The sequence below is a fragment of the Chloroflexota bacterium genome (genome assembly GCA_018648225.1).
Taxonomy (GTDB): Bacteria; Chloroflexota; Anaerolineae; order Anaerolineales; family UBA11858; genus NIOZ-UU35.
Window position 1 is genome coordinate 10,436 of the sequence record JABGRQ010000130.1, and the last position, 5,412, is coordinate 15,847.

4 protein-coding genes and 1 tRNA gene are annotated in these 5,412 nt (G+C 50.7%); 4 read left to right on the forward strand and 1 reads right to left on the reverse strand.

The window, feature by feature from the left end:
• The first annotated feature begins 262 nt into the window (after nucleotides 1-262).
• The 4 genes from HN413_13090 (at nucleotide 263) to HN413_13105 (ending at nucleotide 5,121) form a co-directional block, all read left to right on the forward strand.
• A complete protein-coding gene (locus HN413_13090; GenBank protein MBT3391332.1) occupies nucleotides 263-1,987 on the forward strand; it encodes a serine/threonine protein kinase in 1,725 nt (574 codons plus the stop codon).
• An 84-nt stretch (nucleotides 1,988-2,071) separates the two neighbouring features.
• Nucleotides 2,072-2,968 carry a hypothetical protein gene (locus HN413_13095; protein MBT3391333.1) on the forward strand — a complete coding sequence of 299 codons (897 nt, stop codon included), beginning with the start codon at nucleotides 2,072-2,074 and terminating at the stop codon, nucleotides 2,966-2,968.
• A 426-nt stretch (nucleotides 2,969-3,394) separates the two neighbouring features.
• Nucleotides 3,395-3,616 carry a DUF2132 domain-containing protein gene (locus tag HN413_13100; GenBank protein ID MBT3391334.1) on the forward strand — a complete coding sequence of 74 codons (222 nt, stop codon included), beginning with the start codon at nucleotides 3,395-3,397 and terminating at the stop codon, nucleotides 3,614-3,616.
• 56 nt (nucleotides 3,617-3,672) lie between these two features.
• Complete coding sequence (locus tag HN413_13105) at nucleotides 3,673-5,121, forward strand: amidase (protein ID MBT3391335.1); 1,449 nt, start codon at nucleotides 3,673-3,675, stop codon at nucleotides 5,119-5,121.
• A 62-nt stretch (nucleotides 5,122-5,183) separates the two neighbouring features.
• On the opposite strand, the gene HN413_13110 is transcribed toward HN413_13105, so the two are convergent.
• Nucleotides 5,184-5,257: transfer RNA gene (locus tag HN413_13110), tRNA-Val, on the reverse strand.
• Nucleotides 5,258-5,412: the final 155 nt, after the last annotated feature.

A 5,412-nucleotide genomic window follows, 5' to 3' on the forward strand; every position in this document is an offset into this window, starting at 1 on the left:
GCAATTTCAAACCGAATCTGGCTGTCGTCCAATCTGAAACACCCTACTTTGAACGTGGTTTTGTGGCAATGGTCGCCTTGAACGAATCGGGAACCACCAATTGCCAATTCAACAATGCCTGGTTGTGGATTGTTGACAAATAGATGGAAACTACTCAGCCTGCGGCGAAGGCGTAAGCCTGAGCGAGAAACAAGAAAGCTGAGTAGTTTCAATAAACGTAATTATTTACCAGAGATAGCAAAGAAATTATTGGAGGTATTTTATGTCTGAACCCTCATGGATAGGCCGCAAACTCAGCGACCGATACGAGATTGAGGATTTGCTGGGCGCAGGAGGCATGTCTTCTGTTTTTCGAGCGAATGATCCTAACTTGCGGCGAGCTGTTGCGATAAAATTAATTCATCCCCATTTGTCCTCAGACCCACAATTTATCAGCCGATTCGAGGAAGAAGCGGTTTCTGTTGCACAATTGCGCCATCCAAATATCATCCAGGTACACGACTTCGCCAACGACGGTGATACTTATTATATGGTCTTGGAATTCGTGCCGGGCGAAACCCTGGAAGATCGCATGAAACGCCTGAATGAAGATGGGCGCAGCTTTTCAACCCATGATGCTGTCGAAATCATTGCCAATATTTGTGATGCTTTAGAATACGCCCATAAGCGCGGCATGATCCACCGGGACATCAAACCAGCCAATATCATGCTCAATCTTCAGGGGCAATCCATTTTGATGGATTTCGGCATCGCCAAGATCGTCGGCGGGAAACAGCACACAGCTACGGGCGCAGTTGTCGGAACAGCTTTCTACATGGCACCCGAGATCATTCGGGGAGAAATGGCCGATCATCGGGTGGATATTTATTCCCTGGGCGTAACATTATTTGAGACCCTAACAGGCAAGCGGCCTTTTGAAGCCAACTCTGCAATGTCCATCTTAATGATGCACGTTAATGACCCCGTTCCTGACGCAAGCCAAATCAACCCGGATGTGCCGCCCGCACTCGTTGCTGCGGTAGTCAGAGCTATGGCCAAAGACAAAAATGAGCGCTATCAGACAGCCGCCGAATTTGCAGCGGCATTACGCGCAGCAAACCTCAGTCAAACTACGGATGCCAAACCCATCGAAAATATTGCCCCGCCAGATTTATCGGGAACCATTATCGAAGAAGCTCCACTTACTGGAGCCGAAGCGATGGGCGGCACCATGATTGAAGATGCTCCTCCTGTTGAATCTCCAAAGATAGCTGGCACGATGATCGAAGAAGCTCCACCCGCAGAATCTTTAAAGATGTCTGGAACCATGATTGATGAAGTTCCGTTCAGCGAATCGTTAAAAGTAGCGGCTCCGGCAAGTGTAGCCAGCACTATAAAACCTGGGCCGCCGCCAACAAAACCACCCGCTACGGCTACGGCAAAAAAGCCAAAAGGTGGCTTGCCGCTTAAATGGATTGGGATCGGCGCAGTCGGCGTTATTCTGATTGGCGCACTGGCTTTCTTTGGGCTTGGCGGCTTCAGTGCCTCAGAGCCAACTGCCACCCCCACTATGGAGCCCACCGCTACGACAGAACCCACCGCCACATCGGAGCCAACCGCGACTCTGACTCCAGAGCCTTCCGCCACATCGGAGCCAACAGCCACCCTGGAGCCAACGGAAATCCCCACGGCAACATTGCCCCCAGGGCCTCAAGTGCGCATCAATTCCATTATGCTGGACGGCAGTACCTACGTCGTTGAGTATGAAACTTTTGAGTATACGGAAGTTTTGCCGGGGATGCATGTCCATTTTTATTTTAACAATTTCACCCAGGAACAAGTCGGGTCTGGTGGTGGTGGGAGCTGGTTCTTGTACGGCGGCCCGCGCCCCTTCCGCGGTTTTACCACGAACAATCGTCCCGCTAGCGCGACCCAAATGTGTGCGATTGTCGCGAATCCCAATCACACCATTATTTTGGATACCGGAAATTGTGTTGATCTTCCGTAAAATACTTTTCTACTAGCCAAAACACCCGTTATTTGGCGGGCGTTTTGGCTAGTGTAAATGCGCTAAAAAGGAAAAATATCCGTTATGAAAAACAAACTTGTTATGGGGATCTTGGCGCTAGTATTCGCCACGCTTGCCTGTGGAATACCCACTACGACTGCAACACCCGATGGACCAAATCTTGAGGCAACCCAATTGGCAGCCACAATCGTTGCATTACAACAGAATCAAAATGCGCCAACCACCGCCCCGACCAGTGAACAAGCCCCGGCAAACACACAGGCTCCGGAAGCAACCACGGCGCCAACAGTTCCTGGAAAACCGATGTTATCCGTTAGCGTGAATACCAACTGCCGCTCTGGCCCCGGCCTCAAATACCCGATCACTGGCTCGATTGTAACCAATGGCTCCTTTGAAGTGGTTGCGAGGCCAGCCAGTTCGGACCCTTATGTGATCATCAAAAATCCCGGCGGTGGCGCAGATTGTTGGGCGTGGCTTGAACATGCCACCATCACCGGTGATACCAGCGCCCTGCCGACTATCTCAGCGCCACCGATCCCGCTGGGGTCAATCAGCGGATTGGTTTGGATAGAAGATTGTGATGATTTAAATCCCGCAACTACCGGTTGCATAACCATGAGTTCCGGCCTTCCTGAGGGCGATGGAGTTTTCAACAGCGAATTCTTGCTCTCGGGTATCGTGGTGGAATTATTTTCCGGAAAATGCCCCCCGACAACATCAAAGGCTACGCAATCAACAAACTCCAGTGGCGGCTATAAATTCGATGGGCTGGAAGCGGGCACATATTGTGTGGTGGTCGATACGTTCAATCACGGTAATGATACTGTGTTGATACAAAATTTTGGAGGCACCTTCACCTTCCCGAACCGCAATAACACCGTCCAAACCCATCAGGTGGATCTCTCGCCGGGCAAAAATGTAAATGGATTCAACTTTGGCTGGGATGACTTTGAACAATAGACAGAACAGGATTTTCACGGCTGCATAAGAATCAAATCCATCCACGCGAGCCATTCCAACGCAAGCCCCCTGTGAGATAAACTCTTTCAGGGGGCTTGCTGATTCCCAAAAATTTGCCTTGTCTTAGTTTTTGAACTACACTTATACAAAAGCGCAAGGCGCTGCCAAGCGCAGAGCAAAAAATGGTTAAATCTGTAATCGTCAACAAAAGCTTGAACGCGCGTCATTCTGAACGGAGCGCAGCGGAGTGAAGAATCCCTGAACCGTAATATTGAAACGTGCCTATGCCAGTGATGAATCAAGCCGCTTCTAATGTCATTCCTAGCTACGCTCGGAATGACAACGCTAGTTTCGCTGTTCAAGCTACTATTGCCCCATACAAATAATGGTTGAGTCCGCTTAATTCGCATCTGTTGGAGATATGTAATGAAAAATCGGCAACCCAATAACCCCCTGCATGGGATTACCCTTGAAATGATGCTGAAACAGCTGGTTGAACAATTCGGCTGGGAGGAGTTGGGAATCCGCATCCCTATAAAATGCTTTACGCATGATCCCAGTATCAAATCCAGCCTGAAATTCTTGCGCCGAACGCCCTGGGCAAGAAAAAAAGTTGAAGAGCTATACCTGAAATCAATTTCTAAATAGGGTCTCGCAGCCTCAATCCATAAACCCTCACACGCGCTACAACTGGAGGTAAACTCATGCCCGAACTTATTTACCGCTCCGCGACCGAATTAGCCGAACTCATTCGCGAAAAAAAAGCTTCTGCTACAGAAATTCTGGAGGCACATTTGGCACAGATCGCCAAATACAATCCCAGCCTAAACGCGATTGTGACGCTGAACGAAGAGAATGCCCGTCAAACTGCGTCTGCCGCAGATGCTGCGCTCGAAAAAGGCGTTCTATGGGGGCCATTGCATGGCGTGCCGATCACCATCAAAGATGCTTTCGAAACGGCGGGACTGCGGACGACCAGCAGTTTTAAGCCCCTTGCAAATTACATCCCTGAGCAAGATGCCACCGTTGTCGCCCGCTTGCGGCAGGCAGGCGCGATCGTTTTAGGAAAAACCAATATGCCCATGCTGGCTTTGGACATCCAGAGCGACAGTCCGCTATTTGGAAGGGCAAATAATCCCTGGAATATTACCTGTACACCGGGGGGAAGCACGGGGGGTGGCGCGGCCTCCCTCGCGGCAGGATTCTCGCCCCTCGAAATTGGCAGCGACCTCGGGGGGTCTGTGCGAATCCCGGCTCATTTTTGCGGGGTATTTGCGCTCAAGCCCACAGACCATCTAATCTCACTGGCAGGCCACATTCCCGAGCCACCCGGATCACCACAAGGGGTACGCCATATGGGAATGCCTGGTCCCCTGGCGCGCTCCATAGACGATTTGCGGCTAGCACTCTCTTTGATTGCCGGTGCAGATGGCCGCCGCTGGGAAGCACCGCCCATCACGGTAACACCGGTGCAAAAAAAGCCGCTAAAAACGTATCGCATTGCATGGACAGATCACTTTGGCGGAGTGGCCGCATCTCAAGAGACGCGGGCAATCATGCAAAAATTGGCTGGCGATCTGGGCCAGGCGGGTTGCCATGTAGAGCAAATTTCTCCACCAGATTTTGACTATGACCTGGCCTGGCAACTCTATGGCGAGATCGCAGGGGCAGAAATTGGCTCCGGCATGGATACAATTCCCCGCTTGCTAACGAGTTTACAATTTCGAAGGATGGCAGATCCATCGCCGCTCAAAAAGGGCTATGTGAGTGGCCTCGGGTTGAAAATGACACGCTACGCGGAGGCGCTGACCAGCCGCGACCTATTGATCGCTCAATTGGAAGTTTTTCTCTCCAAATGGGATGCCTGGCTGTGTCCGGTTACCGTCGGAGCAGCATTTAAACACTGCAAAACTGGGCAGCCTATCGAAATCGACGGTCAGGATGTCCCCTATTTCACGGCAAATATGAGCTTCACAACCATTTTCAACATGACCGGAAATCCGGTTGTCGTTCTCCCCGCTGGGCATACGAAAGCTGGCATCCCTGTCGGAATTCAAGCCGTGGGCCAGCGCTGGAACGATATGGCGCTTCTGGCAGCAGCAGAAGCGCTTACTGAAATTACGGGTAAGTTTCAATCGCCACCAAATTTCTAAGTTCAGAGATGATACAGAGCGCGATAACGAAGAAATGCCCCTTTATGTAGGGGCATTTCTTGTGGGCGGAACAGGACTCGAACCTGCGACCTCTTCCGTGTAAAGGAAGCGCTCTAACCAACTGAGCTAACCGCCCGAAGCAGTGGGGATTATACCTAAAAGGGCAGATTATTACAACAATTTCCACACACCACAAGAATTACCCTCCAAGCGCATCCTGTGATAAACTCTACTCATACCTTATTTTTGCGCAAATACAGCGCATTTCTATTCGATAACGCAAACGCAAGG